Below are 26229 nucleotides of genomic sequence, written 5' to 3'. Positions count from 1 at the left end.
GGCCTTCAGGGCGGTTTAGCGCCAGTTTTTACCCCGGTCAGACAAGTGCCTTTGAACCCGACCCGGATAATCAGAAACAATGGCATCCACACGCAGGTCGATCATCCTGGCAATATCTTCAGGGTCATTGACCGTCCAGACCGCAACGCAAAGGCCCAAATCTTTGGCCAGTTCGACGTTTTCAGCAGTTACATCCGCATAATACGGGCACCACAGTGAGCCACCCGCTTGCTTAACCAATCGCGGAATATCGCCTTCGCGGCCGCGAAAATCCGGGCAGACTGCTTTGGACGAATCCTCCCCTAAATCCTCGGCGTTTTCGGGAAGTTGGGTCAGATAAGAAGATGGTATATCCGGCGCTTGCCGCTGACATTCTTCTAACAGATTCCAGTCGAAACTGTGCAGCACCACACGCGACGACACGGCCTTGGAACGAACCTCTTGCAGGACAAGACTGACAAACTTCTCTCTGTAGCGCGCGTCATGGGCCAAATCGGAGTCCGATTTCAGCTCGAGCATCAGACAGGCATCGCTATGTTGGGGGTCACTCACCAGATCCAGCAGGTCAAGCAGTCTTGGAACGCGAACGCCATCCATTAGCGCCTGATCTGGAAATCGCCGACCATAGGCAGAATTCCCATCCAACCGCCCGATATCGAACTTCTGAATCTGCTCAAACGTCAGAGTTGAAACCTTCGGCTCTTCCCCGGTCAAAAACTGACCGTCAGCATCGCGAAAACTGGGGGCGTGCAGCCGGTGATTATGGGTTATGGCGGGGATGTCGTCAGCCGTGAGGACAACATCAAACTCCAGAAGCGGCACGCCAATGGACAGCGAAAAGTCGAAGCCAATCATGCTGTTTTCAGGCAACACACCTCGCGCACCCCGGTGGCCTACGATGCGGATCACGTTGTCGCCCCCCCGGAAAGCCTCGACCTGAGGGAATGCCATCAGCCTTCCAGCCTTTCACCGGTGGATCGGTCAAACATATGCATATGGTCTGAGGACACAGAAAACCGCATGTTCGGATGTCGGCCTTCGATCGGGTGCACACCCGGAAGGCTGATCGTGATCGGATCGCCCAAGCCGGTCAGTTGACCGTGCAACAGCGTGTTTGCCCCCAGTGGCTCTGCCATCTGAATCGTAGCCTCAATTGTGCCATTGTCATCCAGCAATAGATGCTCGGGTCGTACCCCCAGCTTGAAGGCAGTATCAGGGCCCTGCGACGAACCAACCGCGACCCCACCAATCATGACGGTTCCGTTTTCGCGTTGGGCCTCAAAGACATTCATCGCGGGGCTGCCGATGAACTGTGCCGCAAACAGGGTTCTTGGCGTTTCGTATACCTCTAGCGGTGTGCCAACCTGTTCGGCGATACCGCCGTTCATGACGATCATCCTGTCGGCCATTGTCATGGCTTCAACCTGATCGTGGGTTACATAAAGCGACGTGATCCCCAGTTTTTCCTGTAGTTCACGAATCTCAAGCCGCATCTGCACGCGAAGCTTTGCGTCCAGGTTCGAAAGAGGCTCGTCAAACAGGAACACCGCAGGTTCACGGACAATCGCGCGACCCATAGCCACTCTCTGACGTTGGCCGCCTGACAATTGTCTGGGTTTGCGATCCAGCAATGGTTCAAGCTGCAATAGCCTGGCCGCCTCGGTCACTTTTTGATCGATCTGGGCCTTGGGCAACCCTGCGATCTTCAGGCCATAGCCCATGTTCTGCCGGACCGACATATGCGGGTAGAGCGCATAGTTCTGGAACACCATGGCAATGTCGCGATCCATCGGCTCTTTTTCGTTGGCCCGTTCCGCACCAATCCGGATTTCACCCGCGGTCACGGTCTCAAGCCCTGCCACCATCCGCAACAGCGTGGATTTTCCGCAGCCCGAAGGGCCGACGATGACAATAAACTCGCCATCTTCGATGTGGATGTCGATGCCATGTATGACATCTGTCGGGCCAAAGCTCTTTTTGACATTCTCCAGGGTTACTGTTGCCATTTTCTATTTCTCGCTATCGACAAGGCCGCGGACAAAAAGCTTTTGCATCGACACCACCACGATGACCGGCGGGATCATCGCCAGAATGGAGGTTGCCATGATGACCGGCCAATCAGCTACATCATCGCCAGACGGGAACATCTGCTTGATGCCCATCACAATGGTGTTCATTTCAGGGTCGGTGGTGATAAGCAGCGGCCACAGATACTGGTTCCACCCATAGATAAACAGGATGACGAACAGTGCCGCGATGTTTGTCCGGCTCATCGGTACGACGATATCGATGAAAAACCGCATAGGCCGGGCACCATCCACACGCGCAGCTTCGGCAAGCTCGTCCGGGATTGTCAGAAAGAACTGACGGAACAGGAAGGTCGCCGTGGCCGAGGCGATCAGCGGAAAGATCAGCCCGTAGTAGCTGTTGAGCATGCCGAACCCGGCCACGACCTCAAATGTCGGAACGATGCGCACTTCGACCGGCAACATAAGGGTCAGGAAGATCAGCCAAAAGAACGTTGTTCGACCGGGAAAGCGGAAATAGACGATTGCAAATGCCGAAAGCAGTGAAATGATGATCTTGCCCACTGCAATCCCGATGGCCATTACAAGGCTGTTGAACAGCATCGTTGCGACGGGGACATTCACGCCGGAAAACAGGGCTGCCTTGTAGTTCTCCCAGAACTGATCACCCGGCAAAAGCGGCATGGGTGGTGATACAACTTCCGGCTGGGTAACGGTTGAGGCGACAAATGCCAGCCAAATCGGAAAGAAGATGACCAGAACGCCAAGGATCATCAGGGCATGTGTCAGCCAGATACCCGCTCCGCGCTTTTCGACCATTCCGTGCTGTTGGGCTGCCATCAGTAATGCACCCTCTTTTCCACGTACTTGAACTGAATGACGGTCAGAAGGCCGACGACAATCAGCAAAATGACCGATTGCGCCGAAGACGAGCCCAGATCCTGACCGACGAACCCGTCTGAAAAGACTTTGTAGACCAGAATGGTCGTGGCCTGCTGCGGACCGCCACCGGTGATTGTGTGGATTACGCCGAAAGTTTCAAAGAACGCATAGACCACATTCACTACAAGCAGGAAAAACGCTGTCGGTGACAGCAACGGCAGGACAATCGTGAAAAACCTGCGCCAGAACCGTGCGCCATCGATCGCTGCGGCCTCGATGACCGACCGCGGAACCGACTGGAGTGCGGCGAAGAAGAACAAAAAGTTATAACTGATGCGCCCCCAGGCCGAAGCGACAACCACAAGCCCCATCGCCTCGGTGCCATTCAAGACGTGGTTCCAGTCATAGCCCAGCTGTCCAAGATACCACGACACGACACCGACGCGCGTGTTGAACATGAACAGCCAGAGCACACCTGCAACCGCGGGAGCGACTGCATAAGGCCAAATCAGCAGCGTCCGATAAGCTCCGGATCCTTTGATCAGCCGATCTGCAATGACAGCCAGAAACAGGGCCGGGATCATGGAGCAGAGCGTAACAAGCGTCGAAAACACCGCCGTGGTTACGAAGGATGCGCGATAAAACTTGTCGCTTAGCAGAAATTCAAAATTGCCCAGACCGACGAACTTGGACGACAACCCGAACGGATCTGGGATGAACAGCGACTGCCATACAGCTTGTGCAGCGGGATAGAAGAAGAATACGGCAGAAATGGCGACCTGTGGGGCGATCAGCGCCAATGGCAACAGCCAGCCGCGAAATGTGACGCGTTTTTCCATCCTGATGACCCGCCGGGAAAAGTGGATGCGGGCTCTGCCGAGCCCGCACCGGATTTCAGAGGTTTATTGATTTGCCGATTCGAACCTGCGCAGAAGCGCGTCACCGCGTTCTTTTGCGCTGTCCATGGCTTCCTGGGCGGATTTCTCGCCGGACCAGATGGCCTCAAGCTCCTCATCGATGATACCGCGGATTTGATCGAACGATCCCAGACGCAGACCTTTCGAATTTGCTGTCGGCTCTTTCGCGGTCATCTGGATCACAGCGATATCGGTGCCCGGGTTTTCATCATAGAAACCGGCCGCACGAGTCGCTTCACCGGCTTCTGCGGTAATCGGAAGATAGCCGGTATTCTGGTGCCATGCCGCCTGAACGTCGGACGAGGACAAGAAGCTAAGGAACTCGCCAACGCCTTTGTATTCTTCGGGATCATGACCTTCCATCACCCATAGGGATGCACCGCCGATGATGGTGTTTTGAGGCTCGCTTGTGACCGCTTCCCAATACGGCAGCGGGCGCACATCAAAGTCGAACTCGGCCTCGGCTTTGATCCCGGCATACCCGGCCGAGCTTTCGGTGAACAAGGCACATTCTCCGGCCCTGAAGTTTGCGCCGCCTTCATTTCTGCGACCGGTATAGATGAATTTCCCATCCTTGGCCCAGTCACCCATGGCGCTCAGGTGCGCGACCTGTACCGGGCCGTTCAGCATCAGTTCTGTGTCCAGACCGGCAAAACCATTGTCCTGCGATGCAAACGGAACGTTGTGATAGGCTGACAGGTTTTCCAGGTGAATCCAGCTTTGCCATGCCGTCACCAGCGGGCAGTCCTCGCCTCCGGCTTTGAGTTGCTCCAGCACATCGCCGACTTTTTCCCAAGTTGACAGGTCAGTATCAGGATCAACACCTGCCGCCTGCATGGCGTCGCGGTTGACCCACAAGACCGGCGTGGACGAGTTGAACGGCAGCGACAACATATCACCGTCGGTGGTGGTGTAGTAACCCTTCACCGCGCCGATATAGGCATCGGGATCAAAAGACGCGCCACTTTCAGCCATGACTTCGTAGACCGGCTTGATCGCGCCTTTTGCTGACATCATCGTTGCGGTGCCAACCTCGAAAACCATCAGGATGTGTGGCTGTTCGCCGGCACGGAAAGCGGCAATGCCAGCGTTCAGGGTTTCTGAATAGTTGCCCTTGTGGCTTTCGACCACGACAAACTCATCCTGACCGGCGTTGAATTCTTCAACCTGCGCTTTGACAAGTTCGCCAAGGCGGCCGGTAAAGGCATGCCAGAATTGAACTTCGGTTTGTGCCATTGCCGCCAAGGGGGACAAGGCAGTTGTAACGGCAAGAGCGCCAAGCAAATTCTTTTTCATGATTCCTCCCATGCATCAGGTTTGATGCTTCGTTGAGTACCGACTGCAACGCGTATTCGACACACATGACGATTTCACGACGTTACCGTTACAGAAATATAATTCAAGCCCTACTTATTGGCAAAAAACATAATACAATGTTATACAGTGTGAATAAAAAAGCGGAACTGGGTCTGCAATGAGACAAACTTTGAGAATTCGGCAATTGGAAGCACTCATGGCGGTGACCACCAATGGTTCGGTCACAGCAGCGGCCGCCGATTTGGGGGTGAGCCAACCAGCTGTCAGCAGGTTGCTGTCGGATCTTGAAAAATCGTTTGGTTTTCAACTTTTTGATCGCCGCAAAGGGCGATTGGTGCCAACCCAGGAAGTTCGCTATCTGCAACCCAGCGTGGACCGTGTCCTGGAATTGATGAAGCAGATATCGGACGCGAGTCAGAATATCACACAGCGTAAAGCCGGGCATATCCGCGTCGCCTGCCTGCCCGGTTTCGCCACCAGCCATCTGCCGGATGTTGTGGCAAGTTTTCTGAAAGACCGGCCAGGTGTCACCATGACGATCGAACCGGACAGGCCGGAACGGATATTGGAATGGATGGTTGGCGAACAATATGACTTTGGAATCACCGATGGCTTTAACGGTCATCCGGGGGTCGAAAGCAGAAATGTAGATGTGCGCACGGTTTGCGTATTCCCGAAAAATCACGCGCTTGAGAACCTCTCGGAGGTGACGCCATCCGATCTTGCAGATGAGAACATCATACATACGCGGCGCGACAGCGACTTTTTCGGACGGCTTTCGAAGGCATTTCAGCAGGCCAATGTTACACTCAACTCTCATATCGAAGTCCGGCAATTCACGGCGGCATGTGAATTGGCCATAAAAGGCGTTGGTGTCTCAATCGTCAGCGAACTGGACGCTGTCCATTACACAGACCGGGGGCTAAGCTACAGGCCATTCAAGCCGTTTTTGCCGCATACACTTTCGCTGGTACGCCCGGTTCTGAAGCAGCCGTCTTTGATAACACTGGAGTTCATCGAGCATTTCAGCGAAAGTCTGAATGCGTTCAGAACACTTGCGTGAGGCTGCGGTCACCGGGACGAAGGATACCTGCCCGCGTTTCCAGCCAACACTCTCCAGAAAAAGCAGGAGCCAAGGGATCGAATACGCCCAAAGTCGTCGTTATTGTGAGGCTCCGCGTATCTGTTCAATGGCTCGGGCGGCAAATCTACCCGACAAAGACCCGTCTGCGGCTGCTTCCAATGCAGGCAAAGCGGGGGATGCTTTCCCGCCGATTTCACCCAATGCGTTGGCGGCTTCTTTTCTGACAAAAACCGAAGGGCTGCCCAACAGCATGATCAGTTCCGGAACGGCTGGGGCTGCGTCAGCTCCAAAGAGCGCCAAAGACTGAGCCGCGTCACGTTGTTCCTTGGCATCTCCGCGCATCAGATCAGCTTTGAGGCTCGCAACTGTCGTGCTCGGCGGAAGCGCGGCCAATTGAAGGCCGTTTTTCAAGCGATTGTTCAAATGCTGATGCTCGCCGATCCATCGCACGATAAAGAAATAATCGCGCACCGCTTCGCCCAGAACCTTCTCGTTTTTTCCATTCTGCCATTGTTCGATCATTGCACGCGCGCTGCTTCGATCGCCATTCAAGGCCAGAACCGACGCTGAAAATGGCATCAACTCAACTGCCTGCGGGTTTCGGTCCAGCTCAGACCTAATAACGGCCTCTGCACCTTTCAGATCATTCATCGCAAACAGCGCAGCACCTTGAAATAGCGCGTAGTGGCTGGGGTATTCCGGGTCGAGGCGCATTGCAGCCTGTACAAATGCCAGCCCTTCTTCTGGCTCGCCACCCGCGATCAAGGCCCATCCCATTGTCACATGCGCTTCAGGGTCGCTTGGTTGCAGGGCAATGGCTTTCGCGGCTTCTTGTCTCGCTTCTTCTGTTCCCCGACTTACACCCTCGGCGCTGTCCCAGTCCGGAAGGTTGAGAGCGACTATTGCCCTGATGACGTGGATAAGCGAGGTGTCCTGATGCGTCAGTTCACGGTAGTATTTATAGAACAGCCCGATATGCATCTGCTCTTCAGCATTCGCAAAGCCTGACCAGTGGTGGAAGATGTGCGGTCGCAAATGTACCATAGCTAACATCGCCCAGGCGCGCGCATAATTCGGGTCCAACTCGACAGCCCGCTCAAAATGCGGAATTGCGGCCAGATTGTCCTGTTCATTGAAGCGTGAATAAAGCGCCCACCCGCGCTGGAACGCTTCGCGCGCCTCGATCTTTTCAGTCTCTATGTTTTCGATAGCAATCCGGCTTTGCGTGTCGAGCGGGACATCCAACTCGCGCGCAATCGCCAGTACAATGTTGTTTTGCAGGTCGAAGATCTCATCGATTTCACCGTCGAAACGTTCCGCCCAGATCAATCTGCCGTTCAACGTGTCCGTCAGGCGGATGTTGACCCGAAAACCTTCTCCGCTACGTCTAAGGCTTCCATCAACGACATAGCGAACGCCCAGTTTCTCGGCAAAACCTGCCACATCAATGTCGCGGTCCTGAAATGCAAAGGATGTGTTTCCGGCGATGACAAATAACCCTGATATGCGGGACAAGTCCGTTATCAGATCCTCGGAAACGCCATCTGTCAACATCTTGTTGGACGCGTCGCTGGTGAAATTCGTCAAGGGAAGCACGGCGATCGAGGGCAGGTCCGGCAGAGGGTAAGCCATCTGTGCTTCAGAAGCGCGCAACTGACCCTTTTCCCATGTCTTTGTCCCGATATACCCGGTCGCGCCCAACACGATCAGGATTGCAGCTAGCTTCATTAAACGCGGCGCTTTCTTCGTTTTTTGCTTTACCGCCGGGGTCAACGCATCTGTTTCGACGCGGAACGCCTCAATGGGGTCCGCGATATTCTTGACGGATTGCGGGCCAATTGGCGTAAAGGCGAAGGGCACCTTGTTGCGCGCGTATCCGACAATCGCCTGCGAGGCGATAATCCCCCCAGGTTCTGCCAGCGCCTCAAGCCGTGCGGCAACGTTGACACCATCACCCAGGATGTCATCGGCGTTCGAGACGACATCGCCGACATTCAAACCGATCCGAAAAACGATTGCGCGATCAGGTTCGGTATCCGAGTTTCTTTTCGACAGTTCGGCCTGTATCTCGACTGCAGCGCGAACCGCATCGACTGCGCTGGGGAATTCGATCAGAAAACTATCACCGGCTGTGTTCGCAATGCGCCCTGAATACCCGGCGATCAAGGGCTCGATAACTTCAGCGCGGATCCGGCGCAGCTTGTCGATGGTGCCTTCTTCATCCAAGCCAACCAATCTTGAATAGCCTGCGATATCGGCGGCTAAGATGGCTGCTAATCGACGATTTGGCCGGCTTTCCATAGTCTCGCAGCCTACCATTTAGCCATTTTTCTGGGAACCGGTTTTCAAGGTACCGGTTTTGCTCCGGTTTTTGAAATCCCCCGACCTGTTATCTGGATGGCAATGGAAGCCCGGACTGCTGGGTTTTTAGACAAAAGCGGTCTGGGCAATCTGTCGGCTCTGCGTGTTGTCGGATTTGCATGGCGTCGCGCGTCCTTGCACAATGCGACCAACGCATGGAGGCGAAAATGATCTACGCAATCACAATTTATGGGGAACCGGGCGTGTTCGAGGCATTGCCGAAAGATCGCCAGGACGAAGTGATGTCAGGCCATCGCGCCCTGCAAGCGGTTTTGTCGGAACGCGGAGAGTTTGTGTCGATAAAACTGATGCCGCCAACGTCAGCGGTAATGGTCGAACCGGCGGCGTCCGAAGGTGCTGCCCCCCTGATCACCGATGGCCCGTTTTCCGAGACCAAGGAAAACTTCCTTGGGTTTTACGCCGCTGATTTCAAAGATCTTGAAGAAGCGTTGGAACATGCAAAACTGATCTCTTCACCGGTCGCGCGGCTGGAAGTTCGGCCTGTGGCCTGGGCCGGGGGTGCCATATCGTCGGAATAGATCATGTCAGACTGGCTGGAGGCCACATTTGCTGAACAACGCCCGCGCGCCATTGCTGCCCTGACGCGGGCTTTTCGGGATCTGGACACCGCAGAGGAGGCCTTTGCCGACGCCTGCCTGAAAGCCTTGGCGGTTTGGCCTCAGGACGGGGCGCCTCGTGATCCATTGGCATGGCTTCTGGCCACGGCCCGGAATGCGGGTCTGGATGATTTACGCAAATCCCGGCGGCGCGCGGCAATCCTGTCGCGCCACGCAGAGGAGTTTCAACCGATGCCGGCGGAAACACCCGACCCTGACGAGATGCGGGATGATGTCCTGCGCTTGCTGTTCATCTGTTGTCACCCGGAACTGGACCGGCGGGATCAGATCGCCATCGCCTTGCGGGTGGTCGCGGGGCTGAGCGTCGATGAGATCGCCAGCGGATTTCTGGTCAAGTCCAAGACCATGGAACAGCGCATTACCCGCGCCAAAAAGAAAATAGCAAATAACCCGGTCGCCTTTGAAACGCCAAGCCCGGCTGAAAGACAAGCCCGGTTGGGCGAAGTCTCGACAATGGTTTATCTGATGTTCAGCGAAGGGTGGTCGACCTCGGCCGGGCCGCAGCAAATCAAGCTCACGCTGTGCAAAGAAGCGATCCGGCTTGCCCGCCTTCTTGCCGCATTGTTCCCTGCAATGGGCGAGCAGGCCGCATTGCTGGCGCTGTTGTTGTTTCAACACGCCCGGCGCCGGGCCCGGATTGACGCGGAAGGCAAGCTCGTCGCACTCGACGATCAGAACCGCGATCTTTGGGATCGCTCGAATATCGCTGAGGCTACATCCCTGTTGCAAAAAGCCCAGCGGATTGGCCACCGCGGGGTCTATGTCATCCAGGCTGCAATCGCCCAGGCACATGCCTGTTCAACCTCGTCCGAAGAAACCAACTGGGCGTTAATCGAAAGCCACTACGCCGCCCTTTACGCATTGCAGCCGACACCTGTGATCCGGCTCAACCAGATTGCCGCACAGGCCAAGCTACACGGCGCACAATATGCTTTGAAGGCAATGGATCCTCTGTCACAGGAGCTGTCCAACTATCGTTGGTTTCACGCGATGCGAGGTGGCCTTTTGCAAGAAGCGGGGGATCATAAAGACGCCATTTCCGCCTTTGAAACCGTGTTGGCGCTTTCTCCCACCGCGTTGGAATGCGACGTGATCAACGAAAAAATCAAAATTAGCAAAGAAGAATTGGAGGGCCTGTAGGAAAACACACTCCTCATACGTCCTTGGGTCAGACCCGTATGTGGCGGGCGTAACCAACGGAGGTACCCATGAGTATACTTGAGATGACGGCTGTCGGAAATTCAGGATGGATCGGGCATTCCGGGCCGGATCAGAGCAAGGCCAAATCCTTTTATCAGGATGTGCTGGGCTGGACGATCAGCGATATGCCGATGCAGGATGGGTCAAGTTATTCGGCCGCAGTTGTGGGCGAGACCGCTATCGGAGGCTTTTCACCAATGCCGGAAGAGCGTGGAAGCTGGACGATCTTCTTCACAGTGGCCGACGTGGATGCGAGTGTTGCAAAGGCCGAAGCCAAAGGCGCCACAGTTCTTCAACCCGCGATGGATATGCCGGGTGTCGGGCGCATGGCCACGCTGAACGACCCGCAAGGTGCCCGCTTTGCATTGATCACTTATGAAAGCATGAGACCCTGAGAACTGCCTGAAAGGAGGGCGCAGATGGAACAATATTCGCACATCGTGCAGGTTATTGCGGCGGTATTTGTCTGGGTAACCGTTCCACTGGCGACTGCTTTTGGCCTGCGTCGGTCCAGGGCGGGTATCCATCCGTTATGGGATGGGGGCAACAGGCTCTTGCGCGTAATGCGGTCACATGGAAACTTCGTCGAATATGTTTCGTTCACGCCGTCGATCCACCGGCAGCCTGAGGCATCCAGCTGATGCCGGTGGATGAAACCCTCAACGCACGCATTCGTGACGCTTTGGCCGCGCATGTGGGCATTTCAGAAAAGCGCATGATGGGTGGCAATTGCTTTTTCTTGAACGGCAACATGCTGTGCGGGGCGCGGCGGCATAACGACGGGCTGGGCCGTTTCATGTTCCGGGTGGGCAAGGACAACGAAAGCATTGCGCTGGCGGACCCTGAGGCTCAGGAAGTGATTCACGGCGCACGCAAACTGGGTGGTTTTATCCGCGTGGATGAGAGTGATTGCGATGACGCCGCTTTGCTGCGCTGGTTACACCTTTGTCTCGAACACGCCGCAGCCCTTCCCGCGAAAGACTGAACGGAGAAATCAATGGCCAAATTTGAAAGTTTCTCACCCGCAGCGCTTGGTTTTCTAAGGGACTTGCGGGCCAATAACACGAAGGAATGGTTTGCAGCCAACAAGGCAGTTTACGAGACCCATTTGAAGGAGGCCAGCAGGCACTTCGCGGATAACATGGCGGATGCCTTGCGTGATCTGACTGGCCAGACCCACAGCAGCAAGATTTTTCGTGTTCATCGGGATGTCCGATTTTCCAAGGACAAAACACCTTACAACGCACACCTGCATATTGCGTTTATCCCTGACGGGAATGCGGATCAGCCACCGATGTGGTTCTTTGGGCTCTCACCTGACGATCTGGCGCTTGGCTGCGGGGTGTTTCAGTACGAAAAGGAAGCGTTGGATGCCTTTCGAACAGAGATGGCAGGCCCCAAGGGGGCAGTGGTGATACAGCTTGCCGCTGAGATGCGAAAGCGTGGATTCCGGGTCGGGGATCCTGAATTGAAACGTGTTCCCTCCGCTTTTGACAAAGATCATCCAAATGAAGAAGCATTGCGCCGCAAAGGCTTTACCGTCTGGACGGATCTGGGAAATCCCGCCTTTGCAATCGAACCAAACCTCATTGAAAGAACTATAGAATTGTTCGACGACCTCTTACCTGTTTTTCTGCTGCTTTCTCGGGTCGAGTAACCCCATCTTTCCATATGCGGGGAACATAGGCTCGATGGATATCGCCAAGGTGCCGACCTCAATCGTTCAACGCTGTGTCTGAAAAGTGAGAGATAAGTATGCAGCTTCATTTTGGGTCGCACCTGTGTGCCACGCCGCTCCAGTGTTTGCCCTCTGTTTTTTCTGTTTGGATATGGTGGAGCCTGCGGGAAACGCCGCCGAACGCCTGATACACTGATCGTAAATACTATTGTAGATTTCTTGTTTGCACTGTGGCTTCTCTTGAAGTCACACTTGAAGTTGCACAACCTGCTACGGTGTACTGTGTACGTCCAAACCTTTACGAGGCCAGCTGTCTTTTACTGGTGGGGAAGGTTGCGGCTGGCCTGCATTTGCTGAACATCGTCGGGCCATGTGGAGCGTATGTAACCCAGCACGTCCAAAATATCTTCGTTAGTCAGCGTGCCCTCGAAACCCGGCATACCACTGTTGAAGTCTTTAATGCCGCGTGCTGCCAATGCGTCTGCCCCACCTAGTCTGGTGTACTCGAACAGTAGCTGGTTGTCGTGGTGCCAAGTGTGCCCTGTCACGTCATGTGGTGGCGCGGGCAACACCCCGTCATCGTTGGGTGTTTGCCAGTCAGGTTGTCCTTCCAGATTCACTCCATGGCATGAGGCACAGTGCACTGCGTAGAGTTCCTGCCCATTCGCTAGGTCTCTATCTATCAACTCATGATCTGCAGCAAGGCTCGTACCAATGCTGCATATAGCCAGTGCGCAAAGGTGATTGTTCATCTCTACCTACCTTAACTCGGAAGCGTTAGTACGCTCGTGAGTGTCGCCGTTGTCGCCAGCACCACTAATACGATTATTGCCTCAACCTCGATGGATCGGGCGAGGCGTTGCGCTGCTATTGCCTCTCCACTTTGCATGGCCGGAACAAATCGGAGCTTGTTGGCAGCGGCGAGGATCAACAGCAGTGCCACAAGAAACACCTTGATCAAAAGCGTCTGCCCGTAGCCGGTGAACAAGAGCCCTTGGAGATTGCCGACAAGCAACCAAGCCATCCACAGACCCGCCGCGACTAGCGTTGGCACAATAAGTGCAGCAGCCTGTCCAAACCTGTGCCCTAACACTGCTGCATCTGTCAGGTGTTCAGGCATGAGAGCCATACTCCGCAGCGGGCCAAATATACCCACCCAAAAGGCCACACACAGCAGGTGCAACAGCAGCAACAATTGGACGCCAACACTCTCCAGTTCCGGTACATGTCCGATCTGTGCAAAGGACCACATGGCCAATGTGCCACCCAACAGCGCGATCCATAGACCAAAGCGAGGAACAGACAGTCCCACAAGGATCAAAACTGCGCCTGAAAGGCGATAAGCAAGTACGTCGCCTACGGAGGTCTGCCAAAGCAAGCCAAGCATCTCTGGATCGACCATGCCGTCAACTCCGCCCGTTAAGGCGGCTCCTCGGAGCATGAAACCAAATACCGTTGCTGCGAGGGAAAGCCACGCCAAGACCAAGGCTTGGCGTTTCATCGCAAGGCTTACCGGCGCGACTAGTTCGGAAAAAAGGCACTTAACGGCGACAAGCCCGGTGGACCCAGCAAAGCCGATGTAGAGCACCAGCTTTGCGAGGATTGCGACAACTCCCCAAATGTCTGGCATGCTCATTCCACGGAAAAGGAAAACTCGCCCTGCATCGCATGGCCGTCTTTACCTAAACCACGCCACTCGATGACATAGGTGCCGGTTCCATTGCCCGGCAGTGGGATCGTGAACTCCTGACTAAAACTTGTCTGGTCCCCCAAATCTAGGCTTACTGCCGAGTGTTCTTCATGGGCCATCTCTATCCGCGTCAGCCGGATGTCCTTGGTGAAGCTGAGGCCAATTTCAGCGGGCACAGAGGTTACAGTCGCCCCATTGGCAGGTGTCGTTTCTTCGGCCTTGGAATGCGCCAGTACCCCGCTGGGAATAGCAGCCATGATTGCGAGAGTTACGATCTTTTTCATGGTCCTGTCCTCAATTTATTCCGTTGGCACGTTGAATTTCACGAATGTACGCGATCACCATGGCAACGTCACCTCGCGTCAATCCCTCGACCGGCGGCATGTCACCAAACTGCCAATGATGGCTTCTTACACCTTGTGAAACCGCCCTCTGAAAGGCTTCGTCAGCGTGGTGGCTGGGCTCGTATATCTTGTGGATCAGAGGCGGTCCCGCGCCTTCTACACCGACCGCATTGACGCCGTGGCAAGCAGCGCAAGAGACATCAAAGACACGCTGACCGATTACTGCGTTGCCCTCGATTGGCGGCATCTGAATTGCGACTATGGCGCCGCCTGTGCCTGTCTCTGGCGATGTGGCCTCTTCGATTGGGCCGGGCCGAAGGGTTATGAAAGCGGCGACGGCTGCGACGGTGCCTGCGCCGATGAATAAGAGACTTTTTCTCATGAGTTGATCCTGACTTTTGGAAGCTGGTAGTGCTGCGATTCACTGCGAACAGCGGCACGCGCAGGTCGCAGAATTTCGCAAGGATTTACGCTGCTTCAAAAGTCAGGGGGCTTGTAAGGGTTATCCGGCTCAATCGGCTTGGCTTGGGCTCCAACCTGGAACTCGGGTGCAATTTCACGTTGACTCTTCGCGGCTTCCCCGATTTGGGCGAGCAAAACAACTGCTTGGCAGATAGTGGGATTACACTCGCCGGTTCCTGAATTGTCCGGGTCGTGGTGGCTGTGTAGGGTCGATTTGGCGATGCTGTTATTCGCCACGAAAATGTGTTCTGCCGATTGCATGTGGCTTTCACAGCCAAGACCGATGCAGCCATCCGATCGCGCGTGAGCAACGCCAACAAGCCCGGTCAGGATGACCAGAATGCCAGCGAGTACCAATAGTGAGTATCGTCGGATGACCATGGTTCAGGACGCTACTGCAGTAGACCAAGCATGACAACGCCAGCCCTTTGGTTTTTCGGATCACGACCAGTTTTTTGTTCGGACAATTGATTGAAGCTTCCCCTTTTCCTAGACAGCAACACGAGAAGGACCGTCTTAATACCCCCCTAACTGCAGTGATTTGGGCGACGCTGTGGTTGAGTGTTGACATGTGTCAAAGCGTAGTTTGCCAAGTTGTTGGCAAGGTGCTTCGCAAATGGGTCAGAGCATAAGCATAAAAGCAACCCGGGGAACGGTGGCGTTTTTGGCTATACTCATAGCTATGGCCGCATGCACGGACAGGCATCACCACGGTGACTGGCACGGCCATGGTGCAGAGGGTTGCTATGGACCTCACCATGACGCTATCGGCGAAGCTCGTTGTGGGGCGTTTGAGTAAGCTACTTAGCAAAGGCGCACTCGCAAACAACCAGTTTAGCCAGTTTATGTTTGGTGATCACGAGGCCGCTGTTGATAGTGAACAGCCTCATCTGACTGGTCCAGTTTGATTGTTAGTGCATCGTCGGCCTCTGATCCGTTGGAAGGATGTTTTCCGGGGCTGGTGGGCGACAGATCAATGCACTGCCCGACGTTTGGTGCTTGGTCTTGTGTCGGGCAAGGGCCAACGGAAGTAGTAGATGCCGTGTCGGGACAGAGAGAGATATGCATACAGCTTCATTTTGTGTCACACCTGTGTGTCACACCGCTCTAATGCTTGCTATCTGGTTGTATTGTTAGGTTTTGGTGGAGCCTAGGGGAGTCGAACCCCTGACCTCTTGCATGCCATGCAAGCGCTCTCCCAACTGAGCTAAGGCCCCATCATTGTACCATCGGTACGGTGGACGGACGTTTAGGAGACAGCGGCAGCGAGTGCAAGTCCAAAGTTTGAATCGGGCGCGAATTTTCACCCGGGCTGCTCCTCAGGTGAAAAAGGCGACCCTGGGGATCGCCTTTTACTTGGTCAGTTGTCGTCGTCTGATGACATGTCGGTGATGTCGTCCAGAGAAACATCATCATTGTCGTCATCATCATCGTCCAGCAGATCGTCATCCAAATCCACGTCGACGTTGTCATCATCGTCCAGAACCAGATCGTCATCCGCCGTGTTTTCACGTGCTTTGACCGAAGCTGCGTCTTCTGCATCCGCCGAGATCATACGGCTTTTGGATGTTTCAAGCTCCACGATCTCGCCAGTGTAGGGGCTGATGATCGGGTCCTTGTTCAGGTCGTAAAACCGCTTACCGGTTGTCGGGCAAACACGCTTTACGCCCCATTCTTCCTTGGGCATGTCAAATCCCCTTGATATCAGGTGAGTCGTCTAAATGATTCAGCTCACCTGCCACAGGCAGAGGGCACTGTCAAAGTCTTTGCGCAAGAGAGGTCGCGATATGGGAGAGCACGCATTGCCAGGGACACCGCCGGTGCCACTGAGATTGCGCAAATCGGCTCGGGCGCGGCGTATCAGCCTGCGAATCTCCCAGCTGGATGGGCGCGTCACGTTGACTTACCCGAATGGCGTGCCGGAATCTGAGGCCTTGAGTTTTGCGCGCACCAAAGAAGGGTGGATCCGGCAGCATCTTCAGGGTCGGCCCGATATGACCACCGTGCAGTTTGGGCAAGTGATCCCGATCGAAGGGAAAGCGCGCCGAATCGTTCCTGCAACCGGGCGGCGGGTTCTGCTGAATGCAGATGAGGTTGCCGTGCCCACAGGAGCCGAGGCCCGCAGGTTGGGCCGGTTCCTGAAGGAACTGGCGCGGGACCGGTTGACCGGAGCCTGTGATGATTATGCAGCCATGCTGGGGCGTTCGTACACGACACTCAGCCTGCGTGACACGCGGTCGCGTTGGGGGTCGTGCAGCTCGCATGGCGGATTGATGTTTTCGTGGCGCCTTATTCTGGCGCCTCCTGATGTGTTGCACTATGTCGCGGCACATGAGGTGGCACATCTTGCCGAGATGAACCACTCGCCTGCCTTCTGGGCGCAGGTCGAAAAGATATTTGGCCCGTATAAGCCGCCCCGCCGCTGGTTGCGCGACAACGGGGCCGAGTTGCATCGCTACAGATTTGATACCGAGCCGAGTTGACGTGGCGCCTTTTTGTGATCACATGAGCATATGTTGACCGCACGCCCTTCCGAAACCCAGACCGCAACACATGACCGGGTGTACCGGGCACTGCGATCCCGGATCATGCATGGTGAGATGGCACCGGGGCAGGCCCTGACCCTGCGGGGCATCGGCAAGGAGTTCGGCGTTTCAATGACCCCGGCGCGAGAGGCGGTGCGCCGCCTGGCCGCAGAAGGGGCATTGTTCCTGTCGACATCGGGCCGGGTATCGACCCCAGAGCTGACGAATGACCGGATTGAGGAACTGGCTGCCTTGCGCGCCTTGCTTGAGGTCGAACTGGCAAGCCGGGCCTTGCCCAGGGCACACATGGCCCTGATCGATAGGTTGCAGAGCATCAACATGACAGTTGCCGAGATGGTGACCAAACGGGATGCGGTTGGCTATATACGTTCGAACCTGGAATTTCACAGAACCCTGTATCTGCGCGCTCAGGCTCCTGCGATGCTGGCCATTGCCGAAACCGTCTGGCTGCAGCTTGGGCCGACGATGCGGGCGCTTTACGGACGTCTCAGGCGCGCAGAGCCGCCACATTACCACAAGCTGATCATCGCCGCGCTCAAGGCCGGGGACGAGCCGGGATTACGGCTGGCAGTGCGCTCGGATGTGACACAAGGGCTGCGTTTGCTGGTCAGCTGAGCGGCTTCCTGCCGACATCGTCAAAGCGCCCTTCCAAGGTGTCACTGTTCTGGCCTGTGCAACCCGGCTGGGTTACTCTTGCGGCAAATCACAAACAAGAGCAGACCCAAACCATGATAACTCGCCGGACCTTTTCCATTTGCCTCGGATCAACGCTTTTGGCCGCCTGCACGGGTGGCGCCGCTCCGTCCGGCACGCCTGCAACCCGGATGCGGGCTGTTCCCAATGCCGGGTGGGATGCCTGGGTTGCCGGTTTCAAGGGCAGGGCAGTGTCGCAGGGGATTTCCCGGACAACCGTTGACCGCGCCTTTCAGGGGGCCGGGTATTTGCCCGACGTAATCGAACGCGATCGAAATCAGGTCGAATTCAAGCGCAGCCTCGAAGATTACCTAGCCATCGCGGCGTCGGACGAGCGGATCAGCACCGGCCAGCAGATGCTGCGGCAACATAACGGCACTCTGTCGCGGATCGAGGCGCAATATGGCGTGGATAAGGAAATCGTCGTGGCCGTCTGGGGGCTGGAAAGCCGCTATGGCGCGCGCCGCGGTGATGTGCCCGTTGTATCGGCGCTGTCTACGCTGGCTTATGATGGCCGACGCGGGCAGTTCTTTGAAAGCCAGCTGATCGCGGCGATGAAGATCCTTCAGAACGGCGATACCACGCCTGCCAACATGACCGGCAGTTGGGCCGGGGCGATGGGGCACACGCAGTTCATTCCGACCTCGTATCTAGCCTATGCCGTGGATTTCACCGGCGACGGGCGGCGCGACATCTGGTCGGATGATCCGACGGATTCGCTGGCTTCCACCGCTGCTTACCTGTCGCGCGCAGGTTGGGTGCGGGGTCAACCCTGGGGCGGAGAGGCGGGGCGTGTTTCCGGTACTCCGGTGGCCGTGTTGCAGCCGCAAATACCGGGCCCCCGCATCGCCGTGTTCCGCAATTTCCAGGTAATCAAACGCTATAACAACTCGGACAGCTACGCGATCGGCGTCGGTCATCTGGCGGACAGGATCGCGGGCGGGGCGCCGTTTCAGGCCTCGTTCGGGCCGGATGCAAGTGGGCTTACGCTGGACGACCGCAAGGAATTGCAGCGCCGCCTGACATCTGCGGGGTATGACACGCAAGGCGCAGATGGCGTGATCGGAAACAACACCACCACAGCCATCAGCGCTTATCAAAGCGCCAACGGTCTGCCCGTGACAGGTGAGCCTTCGGTTGCGTTGCTGCGCAGGTTGGGTGGCTGACGGTTACGCCGCCAGCCCCTTCGACCCGATATCAAGGAATTTCTGACGGCGGTCCTTTATCAGGTCCGCCCCATCCTTGCCGTCCAGTTCAGTCAACATGGCGGTGATGGCCGCGCGCACCGACTCAACCGTTGCCGGTCGATCGCGATGTGCGCCACCCTTGGGTTCCGGGATGATCCGGTCACATACGCCCAGCTTGTGCAAATCCTGAGCGGTCAAACGCAGCGCCTCGGCCGCTTCACGCATCTTTTCGGCATCTTTCCACAGGATCGATGCGCAGCCTTCCGGCGAGATCACCGAATAGACCGAATGCTCCAACATCGCCACGCGGTTTGCGGTCGCAAACGCCACAGCGCCGCCCGAGCCGCCTTCGCCGATGATGACCGAAACCAGCGGCACGCCGATTTTCAGGCACATCTCGGTCGACCGGGCAATCGCCTCGGATTGACCGCGTTCCTCGGCCCCTTTGCCGGGATAGGCACCGGCGGTGTCGATCAGGGTAATGACAGGCAGGCCAAAACGCCCCGCCATCTCCATCAGGCGCACGGCCTTGCGATACCCCTCGGGGCGGGCCATCCCGAAATTGCGTTCGATCCGCGACTTGGTATCGCTGCCCTTTTCGTGGCCGATCACCATCACCGGCTGATCGTTAAAGCGCGCAAGACCACCGATAACGGCCAGATCGTCGGCAAAGTTCCGGTCACCAGCCAGCGGTGTGAACTCGGTGAACAATGCGTCCACGTAATCCTTGCAATGCGGGCGTTCCGGGTGACGCGCCACCTGGCACTTCCGCCAGGGTGTCAGGTCGCGATAGAGTTCATCCAGCAGCTTGGAGGCTTTGGCATCCAGCGCGGCGGCTTCTTCGGCCACATCCATTTCTTCGTTGGCACGGGCCAGCGCGCGCAGCTCTTCAGCTTTGCCTTCGATCTCGGCCAGCGGTTTTTCGAAATCCAGATACTGGGTCATGACGCCTCATCTGCGTGAAATTTCCTAGCTATATGCCGCTGGCTGGCCTCAGATGCAACTAGATGACACGGAAGCGGCATCTTTCATGTCAAAAGCCGTTGATCAGATTAAGAGATTCGCTTGCTTGTCAGCACATTCCCGACATGCCCAGCAAAACAATCGCTGAAATCGACCTTTGAGGAAACTCACCCCGGCCAAAGCACGGGATAGAGCGAAACCACAAGCAGCACAGCCATTGTCCAGTTGAATAGGACCAATCTGCGCGGGTTCGTCAGCATCCGGGCCATCTGCTGTCCCAGAACGGTCCATGTGCTGACGGACGGTAAGTTGACGGCTCCGAAGACAAACGCAACGATGGCAATCGCATACATCGTCCGATCTGGCGTATAGGCCGTGGTGGCGGTCAGGGCCATGGCCCAGGCTTTTGGGTTTACCCATTGAAACGCTGCGGCTTGCAGAAATGTCATGGGCACGCCGGTGGCTTCGGCGCTGTTTGCCGGCGCGGCATGCGCGATCTTCCAGGCCAGATAGAGCAGATAGATCACCGACAGGACTTTCAACACCGTATAGCTGACGGGATACCGGTCAAAGACCTGCACCAGACCGGCCCCGACAAGCAGCACCATGAAGGTAAAGCCAAGCCCAATGCCCAACATATGCGGGATCGAGCGTCGGAAGCCGAAATTCGCCCCCGAAGCCATCAGCATCAGGTTGTTCGGCCCCGGTGTGATCGAGGTTACGAAGGCAAAAGCAATCAGGGCCATCAGGATGTCATAAGTCATGGAGCGAAGTATTGTCCGCGCTGCGGCAAATGAAATTGCTTTTTTGTGCGTGTTTCCTGTAATTGTGCAATCAATGATGAAAAATGACCGGATAAACCGCCAGATATTGCAGGAACTGACCCGTGACGGACGGATCAGCAATCTCGACCTGGCCGAGCGTGTGGGCCTTTCCCCTTCGGCCTGCCTGCGCCGCGTGCAAGAACTTGAGCGGGCCGGGGTGATCACGGGGTATCGCGCGGTGCTGGACCCGGCGGCGATGGGTATCGGCTTTGTCGCCTACATCGGTGTAGGGCTGGGCGAGCATACGAAGGCCGCGCAGGAGGGGTTTGAACGCGCGCTCCAACAAGCGCCGGAAGTTGTTGAGTGCCACAACATCACGGGAACAATCGAATACTTGCTGCGGGTCGAATGTGCAGACCTGCCGTCTTACAAGACCTTCCATACCGAGGTGTTGGGAACGCTGCCGCATGTCACCTCGATCACATCCTATGTGGTTATGGGTTCGCCCAAGAATTTACGGGCGTGACGTCTTGAATTGTGAAGGCACACTCACTTGCAGGGCGAAAACTCACGGCCTAATGTCGTGGAAATGACGTTGCCAGGGGATATGCACAGCCATAACGGCACGCAAACAGGGAGATTACGATGAAACGCGTTCGAACAGTGGCGGCCGCAGTTGCCTTGTCAGTGGTTGCCGGGGCCGCCTTGTCTGCCCCGCTGAAACTGCAACCTGCCAACCCGCAGCCTTCTCCGAAGGCGGGGCTGAATGTGAAATACATTGGCACGGGCAATCAACACAAGAAGATCCGCGATCTGAGTCAGGCAAAAAGCATGCTGTCCAAAGCACAGCCTGGGCAACCGTTGCAGGGATTGGATTACAGGGACACCAATCAGGGTGACAATGTCATGACATTCGACGGAGCTTACAATGTTGCCGCCGAGATTACGGGATATATGCGGTTCGACTCGCCTGGGGTTTACGAGTTGGAAACCTGGTCGAATGACGGGATAGAAGCATTCGTCGGAGGCCAGAATATCGGCTATGTCACGGGTATTCAGGGCTGCGAGGCCAACCAGCGGACCGAAGTCGAAGTGCCCAAGGCCGGGTGGTACCCGCTCAAGATTATCTATTTCCAGAAGCTTGGAACATCCTGCCTGATGATGAAGTCGGGAAAAAAGGGCGAAAGGTTCACCTGGACGCCGAATGCAGTCTTTGGGCGGTGACGCCAGAAAACACATGAAAAAGGCGCCGGGTCAGGCGCCTTTATTTGTTTCTCAGCCGTTGGCCGCGATCAGTTCGGCCTGTGCCACGATTACCTCGGCCTGCTTGATCGATGCGATGTCGACCAGACGTCCTTTGTAAACTGTCGCACCTTCGCCATTGGCTTTGGCCTGTTCCATCGCGGCGAGAATTTCTCGGGCCTCTGACACGGCTTCTTCTGATGGGGTGAACACCTGATTGGCCAGCGCGATCTGCTTGGGGTGGATCGCCCATTTACCGACCATGCCCAGCGTGGCCGAGCGTTTGGCCTGCGCAATGTACCCCCCGTCATCGCTGAAATCACCGAAGGGCCCGTCGACTGGCAGCACGCCATGGGTGCGGCACGCGGCAACGATGGCGGCCTGTGCCCAATGCCATGGGTCGGACCAGTGTTTCGCACCCTCGTGCAGCATGTAATAATTTTCCTGCGTGCCGCCGATGCCGGTTGTCTGCATCCCCATCGAGGCAGCAAAATCCGCAGCTCCCAGGCTCATAGCCTGCAAACGGGGCGAGGAGGCCGCGATTTCTTCGGCATGGGCGATGCCAGCTGCGGATTCGATGATAACCTCGAAGCTGATCGGTTTGGCACGACCTTTGGCGCGTTCAATGGCAGTGACCAGTGCGTCTACCGCATAGACATCCGCCGCGCAGCCGACTTTGGGGATCATGATCTGATCCAGACGGTCGCCCGCCTGTTCCAGTACATCGACAACGTCGCGATACCAGTACGGGGTGTCCAATCCGTTGATGCGAACGGACATGTATTTGTTGCCCCAATCCACGGTGTTCAGTGCTTCGATGACATTGGCGCGGGCCGCATCCTTGTCCGAAGGTGCAACCGAGTCTTCAAGATCGAGGTTGATCACATCTGCGGCGGATGCTGCCATCTTCGGGAACAGTTTGGTGTTCGACCCCGGGCCAAACAGCTGACAGCGATTGGGGCGCGCCGGTGCGGCAGGTTGGATGCGAAAGCTCATCTGGACCTCGTCTGAGTAATGAAATTACGATTTTTCTGCTCAATGAGGTATTAAATTGCGTGGTGCGGCGCAAGAGCGATTGTGCATCTGCGGCAATGCGGTTGCAGAAAGCGGCTTCAAAACTGCCCGACTGGGGCGATTAAAGTTTAATCATTTTGAAAACTTCGAAGATTTTTGCGCATATTGCGAATATTGCACAAGAAACTCGCGCATAGCTCGTGGTTGACGGGCCAAAACGCGAAGCGCTCGTTTTGCCGCTTCTCTAGCCTGCCCCGGAATCAAAGGAGTGACCGCAATGATCGAGACACCGTACCTGCTGTTCCTGGGCGATGCGCCCGACCAATTGGCGGCCAAAGTGGCTGTTGGGATCAAGGACTGGCGTCCGGAAAACGCCGTGGGCCAGTATCGAATGGATGGCTGCAAGGCCGATCTGGGCCTGATTGACATGACCCTGACCGAAGCGAAAGAAGCCGGAGCCAAGACGCTGGTGATCGGCGTGGCAAACCGCGGCGGTGTGATCAGCCAGGACTGGAAAAAGGTTCTGGTTATGGCGCTTGAGGAAGGGTTCGACCTGGCCTCGGGGTTGCATAACCTGCTGCGGGATGAGCCCGACCTGGTAGCCGTTGCCGAAGCAACCGGGCGAAAACTGCATGATGTACGGGTGCCCGAGATCGATTATCCGATCGCAAACGGGATTAAGCGCAAGGGCAAGCGGTGTCTGGCCGTCGGAACAGACTGTTCGGTTGGCAAGATGTACACCGCGCTGGCGATGGACGCCGAGATGCGTGAGCGCGGGATGAAATCGACCTTCCGCGCGACCGGCCAGACCGGCATCCTGATCACCGGTGACGGTGTGCCGCTGGACGCAGTCATTGCCGATTTCATGGCTGGTTCGGTCGAATGGCTGACACCGGACAATGACGAGGATCACTGGGATCTGATCGAAGGGCAGGGATCATTGTTCCACGTATCCTATTCCGGCGTGACCATGGCACTGATCCATGGCGGCCAGCCGGACGCCCTGATCCTGAGCCATGAACCGACCCGTGCGCATATGCGCGGCTTGCCAACCTATCAACTGCCGACATTGGAGGCCCTGCGCGACACCGCGCTGGCGCTGGCCAAAGTGGCAAACCCGGATTGTCAGGTTGTTGGCGTTTCGGTCAACACGCAGCACATGTCCGAGGCTGACGCGACCGCCTACCTGGCCAAGATCGAAGCGGATATGGGCCTGCCCGCGACCGACCCGTTCCGCTTTGGTTCGGGCAAGCTGGTGGACGCGCTGGCCGCAATGTGATCTGAACAATGCGCCGGTGGCGGGGCTGTTTCGCCTCCGGCGTGAGTATTTGGGAAAAGATGAAGGAACGGGTGCGTGCAGATTGAGGTTTCTCGCGATGTGTTCCGGCTGGCGCAGGTCTTCACCATCTCGCGCGGGTCGCGGACCGAAGCAAAGGTGCTGACGGTTCGGGTGTCGGACGGAACTCATCAGGGCTGGGGCGAATGCGTTCCTTATGCGCGTTATGACGAAACGCTGGAGTCCGTAGAGGCCGAGATTGCCGGTCTGCCCGCGGATTTCACCCGCCAGACGCTGATGGATCTGCTGCCAGCAGGTGCCGCGCGGAACGCCGTGGATTGCGCCCTGTGGGATCTGGAGTGCAAACGAAACGGCAAACGCGCCTGGGACCTGGCAGGTCTGCCCAAGCCCGGCCCCGAGATCACCGCCTATACATTGTCGCTGGACACCCCTGAGGCAATGCAGGCGCAGGCCGCCGGGAACGCGCATCGCCCGCTTCTGAAGATCAAGCTGGGCACGCCCGATGATATGCCCCGGCTTGAGGCAGTGCGAGCAGGGGCTCCGAACTCCAAGATCATTGTGGATGCAAACGAAGGCTGGTCGGCCGAGGTTTACGCCGACCTCGCGCCGCATCTGGTGCGGCTGGGCGTGGCGTTGGTGGAACAGCCCTTGCCCGCAGGAGATGACGACGCATTGATCGGGATGAAGCGCCCGGTGCCAGTCTGTGCTGACGAGTCCTGCCATGACCGCGCCAGCCTGCCCAAGTTGAAGGGCAAATATGATGTCATCAACATCAAGCTCGACAAGACCGGGGGCCTGACCGAGGCGCTGGAGTTGCGCAAAGCGGCGATAGCCGAAGGCTATGACATTATGGTGGGATGTATGGTCGGCAGCTCGCTTGCCATGGCACCTGCGACATTGCTGGCGCAGGGTGCGATGGTAACGGACCTTGACGGCCCGCTTCTGTTGGCCGAAGACCGCGACACCCCGCTGGATTTTGACGACGCCGGAGTGCACCCGCCTGCGGCCGCACTTTGGGGTTGAGGAGACGAACATGATCCGCACTGTTTACGTAAATGGCGAATATCTGCCGGAGACCGAGGCCAAGGTTTCCATTTTTGACCGTGGCTTCCTGTTTGCGGACGCGGTCTACGAAGTCACCAGTGTGCTGGACGGCAAGCTGATCGACTTCGAAGGTCACTCAGTCCGTCTGAAGCGCTCGCTGGACGAGCTGGAGATGGCCGAGCCCTGCACCAAGGATGAACTGTTGGAAATCCACCGTAAGCTGATTGAGCTGAACGGTATCGAGGAAGGTTTGGTCTATCTGCAGGTTTCGCGCGGCAGCGATGGCGACCGGGATTTTGTGTTTCCGTCGGCAGATACCCAGCCCAGCCTCGTTCTGTTCACGCAGAACAAGCCGGGGCTGGCTGACAGCCCGGCGGCAAGGAAAGGCGCCAAGATCATCTCGATCGAAGACATCCGCTGGGGCCGCCGCGACATCAAAACGGTGCAATTGCTCTACCCGTCGATGGGCAAGATGATGGCCAAGAAAGCGGGGTGCGACGACGCATGGCTGGTCGAGGACGGCTTTGTGACCGAGGGCACCAGCAACAACGCCTATTTCGTCAAAAACGGCAAGATTGTCACCCGCCCGCTGTCCAACGACATCCTGCACGGCATCACCCGAAAGGCCGTGCTGCGCATGGCGGCTGAGGCGCAGATGGAAATCGAAGAGCGTCTGTTCACCATCGACGAAGCCAAAGAGGCGGACGAAGCATTCACCACCTCGGCCAGTGCCTTTGTGATGCCGGTGGTTGAAATCGACGGAGTTGCGCTGGGTGACGGTACGCCGGGGCCGATTGCAAAACGCTTGCGCGAGATTTATCTGGACGAAAGCCGCAAGGCGGCGATCTAAAGAAAAAGGCCCGCCAATCTGGCGGGCCT

Annotated in this window: 30 protein-coding genes and 1 tRNA gene; 15 read left to right on the top strand and 16 right to left on the bottom strand. The window is 56.7% G+C overall.

Annotated elements, in window-relative coordinates:
* Window positions 1-15: 15 nt before the first annotated feature.
* From ACR0AD_RS10585 to ugpB, 5 genes are all read right to left on the bottom strand, one after another.
* Complete coding sequence (locus ACR0AD_RS10585) at window positions 16-951, bottom strand: glycerophosphodiester phosphodiesterase family protein (protein WP_480487256.1); 936 nt, start codon at window positions 949-951, stop codon at window positions 16-18.
* On the bottom strand, window positions 951-2006 hold the full coding sequence (gene ugpC, locus ACR0AD_RS10580; protein ID WP_480487253.1) for a sn-glycerol-3-phosphate ABC transporter ATP-binding protein UgpC: 1056 nt from the start codon (window positions 2004-2006) through the stop codon (window positions 951-953). Before ugpC ends, ACR0AD_RS10585 begins: the two co-directional genes overlap by 1 nt.
* 3 nt (window positions 2007-2009) lie before the next feature.
* Window positions 2010-2846: a sn-glycerol-3-phosphate ABC transporter permease UgpE gene (gene ugpE, locus ACR0AD_RS10575; RefSeq protein WP_209506351.1), complete on the bottom strand. Its 837-nt coding sequence runs from the start codon at window positions 2844-2846 to the stop codon at window positions 2010-2012.
* A gap of 20 nt (window positions 2847-2866) precedes the next feature.
* A complete protein-coding gene (gene ugpA / locus ACR0AD_RS10570) occupies window positions 2867-3748 on the bottom strand; it encodes a sn-glycerol-3-phosphate ABC transporter permease UgpA (protein WP_480473981.1) in 882 nt (293 codons plus the stop codon).
* Between the two features lie 63 nt (window positions 3749-3811).
* Entirely contained in the window at window positions 3812-5122 is a 1311-nt protein-coding gene (gene ugpB, locus ACR0AD_RS10565) for a sn-glycerol-3-phosphate ABC transporter substrate-binding protein UgpB (RefSeq protein ID WP_480487251.1), read from the bottom strand.
* Between the two features lie 178 nt (window positions 5123-5300).
* Here ugpB and ACR0AD_RS10560 point away from each other — a divergent pair, with 178 nt between their 5' ends.
* Window positions 5301-6206 carry a LysR substrate-binding domain-containing protein gene (locus ACR0AD_RS10560; RefSeq protein WP_209598847.1) on the top strand — a complete coding sequence of 302 codons (906 nt, stop codon included), beginning with the start codon at window positions 5301-5303 and terminating at the stop codon, window positions 6204-6206.
* A 99-nt stretch (window positions 6207-6305) separates the two neighbouring features.
* Here the strand turns inward: ACR0AD_RS10560 and ACR0AD_RS10555 are convergent, their stop codons facing one another.
* Window positions 6306-8528, bottom strand: coding sequence for a HEAT repeat domain-containing protein (locus ACR0AD_RS10555; protein WP_480487249.1), 2223 nt, complete (start codon window positions 8526-8528; stop codon window positions 6306-6308).
* Window positions 8529-8755: 227 nt separating this feature from the next.
* On the opposite strand from ACR0AD_RS10555, the gene ACR0AD_RS10550 reads away from it, so the two are divergent.
* The 6 genes from ACR0AD_RS10550 (at window position 8756) to ACR0AD_RS10525 (ending at window position 12083) form a co-directional block, all read left to right on the top strand.
* Window positions 8756-9127 carry a YciI family protein gene (locus ACR0AD_RS10550; protein ID WP_480483831.1) on the top strand — a complete coding sequence of 124 codons (372 nt, stop codon included), beginning with the start codon at window positions 8756-8758 and terminating at the stop codon, window positions 9125-9127.
* Between the two features lie 3 nt (window positions 9128-9130).
* Window positions 9131-10366: an RNA polymerase sigma factor gene (locus ACR0AD_RS10545; protein WP_480487247.1), complete on the top strand. Its 1236-nt coding sequence runs from the start codon at window positions 9131-9133 to the stop codon at window positions 10364-10366.
* A gap of 68 nt (window positions 10367-10434) precedes the next feature.
* Entirely contained in the window at window positions 10435-10821 is a 387-nt protein-coding gene (locus tag ACR0AD_RS10540) for a VOC family protein (protein ID WP_480483829.1), read from the top strand.
* 24 nt (window positions 10822-10845) lie between these two features.
* A complete protein-coding gene (locus ACR0AD_RS10535) occupies window positions 10846-11067 on the top strand; it encodes an MAPEG family protein (protein ID WP_480487245.1) in 222 nt (73 codons plus the stop codon).
* Between the two features lie 5 nt (window positions 11068-11072).
* A complete protein-coding gene (locus tag ACR0AD_RS10530) occupies window positions 11073-11411 on the top strand; it encodes a TfoX/Sxy family protein (protein ID WP_480556421.1) in 339 nt (112 codons plus the stop codon).
* A gap of 12 nt (window positions 11412-11423) precedes the next feature.
* A complete protein-coding gene (locus tag ACR0AD_RS10525; RefSeq protein WP_480483826.1) occupies window positions 11424-12083 on the top strand; it encodes a DUF2461 domain-containing protein in 660 nt (219 codons plus the stop codon).
* A gap of 338 nt (window positions 12084-12421) precedes the next feature.
* Here ACR0AD_RS10525 and ACR0AD_RS10520 read toward each other — a convergent pair whose 3' ends face one another.
* The 7 genes from ACR0AD_RS10520 to ACR0AD_RS10490 all read right to left on the bottom strand — a co-directional run bounded on the left by ACR0AD_RS10520 (window position 12422) and on the right by ACR0AD_RS10490 (window position 16287).
* A complete protein-coding gene (locus tag ACR0AD_RS10520; protein ID WP_480483825.1) occupies window positions 12422-12856 on the bottom strand; it encodes a c-type cytochrome in 435 nt (144 codons plus the stop codon).
* A gap of 11 nt (window positions 12857-12867) precedes the next feature.
* Window positions 12868-13734 carry a copper resistance D family protein gene (locus tag ACR0AD_RS10515; protein ID WP_480487240.1) on the bottom strand — a complete coding sequence of 289 codons (867 nt, stop codon included), beginning with the start codon at window positions 13732-13734 and terminating at the stop codon, window positions 12868-12870.
* Window positions 13735-13736: 2 nt separating this feature from the next.
* Complete coding sequence (locus ACR0AD_RS10510; RefSeq protein ID WP_480483823.1) at window positions 13737-14078, bottom strand: copper resistance CopC family protein; 342 nt, start codon at window positions 14076-14078, stop codon at window positions 13737-13739.
* Between the two features lie 10 nt (window positions 14079-14088).
* On the bottom strand, window positions 14089-14520 hold the full coding sequence (locus ACR0AD_RS10505) for a c-type cytochrome (RefSeq protein WP_480483822.1): 432 nt from the start codon (window positions 14518-14520) through the stop codon (window positions 14089-14091).
* A 95-nt stretch (window positions 14521-14615) separates the two neighbouring features.
* Window positions 14616-14957, bottom strand: coding sequence for a hypothetical protein (locus tag ACR0AD_RS10500; RefSeq protein ID WP_480487238.1), 342 nt, complete (start codon window positions 14955-14957; stop codon window positions 14616-14618).
* 784 nt (window positions 14958-15741) lie between these two features.
* Window positions 15742-15817, bottom strand: a tRNA-Ala gene (locus ACR0AD_RS10495).
* Window positions 15818-15960: 143 nt separating this feature from the next.
* Complete coding sequence (locus ACR0AD_RS10490) at window positions 15961-16287, bottom strand: TIGR02300 family protein (RefSeq protein WP_267366159.1); 327 nt, start codon at window positions 16285-16287, stop codon at window positions 15961-15963.
* Between the two features lie 100 nt (window positions 16288-16387).
* Here ACR0AD_RS10490 and ACR0AD_RS10485 point away from each other — a divergent pair, with 100 nt between their 5' ends.
* The 3 genes from ACR0AD_RS10485 to ACR0AD_RS10475 all read left to right on the top strand — a co-directional run bounded on the left by ACR0AD_RS10485 (window position 16388) and on the right by ACR0AD_RS10475 (window position 19005).
* Complete coding sequence (locus ACR0AD_RS10485) at window positions 16388-17083, top strand: M48 family metallopeptidase (RefSeq protein ID WP_480483820.1); 696 nt, start codon at window positions 16388-16390, stop codon at window positions 17081-17083.
* Between the two features lie 30 nt (window positions 17084-17113).
* Window positions 17114-17761 carry a GntR family transcriptional regulator gene (locus tag ACR0AD_RS10480; RefSeq protein ID WP_480473964.1) on the top strand — a complete coding sequence of 216 codons (648 nt, stop codon included), beginning with the start codon at window positions 17114-17116 and terminating at the stop codon, window positions 17759-17761.
* Window positions 17762-17874: 113 nt separating this feature from the next.
* Window positions 17875-19005, top strand: a complete 1131-nt coding sequence (locus ACR0AD_RS10475; protein WP_480487235.1) for a lytic murein transglycosylase — start codon at window positions 17875-17877, stop codon at window positions 19003-19005.
* Between the two features lie 3 nt (window positions 19006-19008).
* Here the strand turns inward: ACR0AD_RS10475 and ACR0AD_RS10470 are convergent, their stop codons facing one another.
* Both ACR0AD_RS10470 and ACR0AD_RS10465 read right to left on the bottom strand, forming a co-directional pair.
* Window positions 19009-19971, bottom strand: coding sequence for an acetyl-CoA carboxylase carboxyltransferase subunit alpha (locus ACR0AD_RS10470; protein ID WP_480487234.1), 963 nt, complete (start codon window positions 19969-19971; stop codon window positions 19009-19011).
* 185 nt (window positions 19972-20156) lie between these two features.
* Window positions 20157-20753, bottom strand: a complete 597-nt coding sequence (locus tag ACR0AD_RS10465) for a LysE family translocator (RefSeq protein WP_480487232.1) — start codon at window positions 20751-20753, stop codon at window positions 20157-20159.
* Window positions 20754-20826: 73 nt separating this feature from the next.
* Here ACR0AD_RS10465 and ACR0AD_RS10460 point away from each other — a divergent pair, with 73 nt between their 5' ends.
* On the top strand, window positions 20827-21279 hold the full coding sequence (locus ACR0AD_RS10460) for an Lrp/AsnC family transcriptional regulator (RefSeq protein ID WP_480487230.1): 453 nt from the start codon (window positions 20827-20829) through the stop codon (window positions 21277-21279).
* A gap of 119 nt (window positions 21280-21398) precedes the next feature.
* Window positions 21399-21977 carry a PA14 domain-containing protein gene (locus ACR0AD_RS10455; protein ID WP_480487229.1) on the top strand — a complete coding sequence of 193 codons (579 nt, stop codon included), beginning with the start codon at window positions 21399-21401 and terminating at the stop codon, window positions 21975-21977.
* A gap of 51 nt (window positions 21978-22028) precedes the next feature.
* Here ACR0AD_RS10455 and ACR0AD_RS10450 read toward each other — a convergent pair whose 3' ends face one another.
* Entirely contained in the window at window positions 22029-22991 is a 963-nt protein-coding gene (locus tag ACR0AD_RS10450) for an L-malyl-CoA/beta-methylmalyl-CoA lyase (protein WP_480487228.1), read from the bottom strand.
* A gap of 295 nt (window positions 22992-23286) precedes the next feature.
* Between ACR0AD_RS10450 and dgcN the strand changes: the two genes are divergently transcribed.
* The 3 genes from dgcN to ACR0AD_RS10435 all read left to right on the top strand — a co-directional run bounded on the left by dgcN (window position 23287) and on the right by ACR0AD_RS10435 (window position 26200).
* Window positions 23287-24288, top strand: coding sequence for an N-acetyltransferase DgcN (gene dgcN / locus ACR0AD_RS10445; protein ID WP_480487226.1), 1002 nt, complete (start codon window positions 23287-23289; stop codon window positions 24286-24288).
* Window positions 24289-24363: 75 nt separating this feature from the next.
* Window positions 24364-25329, top strand: coding sequence for an N-acetyl-D-Glu racemase DgcA (dgcA, locus tag ACR0AD_RS10440; RefSeq protein WP_480487224.1), 966 nt, complete (start codon window positions 24364-24366; stop codon window positions 25327-25329).
* Between the two features lie 10 nt (window positions 25330-25339).
* A complete protein-coding gene (locus tag ACR0AD_RS10435) occupies window positions 25340-26200 on the top strand; it encodes a D-amino-acid transaminase (protein WP_480487222.1) in 861 nt (286 codons plus the stop codon).
* Window positions 26201-26229 lie beyond the last annotated feature (29 nt).

This window comes from Ruegeria sp. BH8, assembly GCF_056538065.1.
This window is presented reverse-complemented; position numbering and strand designations above follow the sequence as displayed.